At 62.0% G+C, this 806-nt stretch carries 2 tRNA genes; both read left to right on the top strand.

Annotated features, from left to right (window positions below):
* Window positions 1-233 precede the first annotated feature (233 nt).
* Window positions 234-310 (top strand) — tRNA-Ile (locus A6302_RS20575).
* A 115-nt stretch (window positions 311-425) separates the two neighbouring features.
* Window positions 426-501: transfer RNA gene (locus A6302_RS20570), tRNA-Ala, on the top strand.
* The last annotated feature ends 305 nt before the right edge of the window (window positions 502-806 follow it).

Raw genomic sequence — 806 nt, 5'->3', positions numbered from 1 at the left:
CCCGGTGCGTTCACGGCTTGCGGCTTCGGCTTGCGGTCGTGACACTCTCTTGACGGGTTTTAGAACACATGATCGTGTTGGACCGCATAGGTCCTCTCGAGGAGCTCACGCGCCTCGGGTCCGATCACCAAGGGCGGGCACCCGCCGTCTTCGTTTCTCTTTCTTCTTCGATACGGGTCGCCGGCAAGACGACGGACATTTGACCTTCGGCTTTCGCGTGCGATCTACGGACCGGGCATGTAGCTCAGGTGGTTAGAGCACACGCCTGATAAGCGTGAGGTCAGTGGTTCGAGTCCACTCATGCCCACCACTCTTCTGCCCCGCGCCGTGGCGCCTGGCCTGGCCTTGTTCTGCAAGGCCGTGCCGATGGCTGCTGCGTGCCGTCCGCTCCTCGGGGCGGATGGAAATGACCGTGTTCCTGAACTGGGGGCATAGCTCAGTTGGAAGAGCGCGTGCTTTGCAAGCATGAGGTCGTCGGTTCGATCCCGTCTGCCTCCACCAGGATCCCCGGTTCGCCGGGGTCAGGCGCGAGGCAGGGTTGATCAGATGGTCCCGTATCGGAAAAGAGAACAGATTTGCGGTCCGTGAGCCATGCTCCGGACGGCTCGTTCGCTTGTCATCGTGAAGAGAAGACATGTCCGGATGATCCGGTTGTCGCGGCGGAGAGGCTTGAGGCCTTGACTGCAAGCGATCGGATCGGGACGGCCCCGCGAGAGGGCCTTGTCTCCTGCCTTGAAGTTGCACGCTTCGAGGTGTCGGGAGGGAAGGTTCGGGCTGGCCTGGCGACGTTTGACCGCATTGCTGCC

The sequence above is a fragment of the Methylobrevis pamukkalensis genome, assembly GCF_001720135.1.
Lineage (GTDB): Bacteria > Pseudomonadota > Alphaproteobacteria > Rhizobiales > Pleomorphomonadaceae > Methylobrevis > Methylobrevis pamukkalensis.
This window is presented reverse-complemented; position numbering and strand designations above follow the sequence as displayed.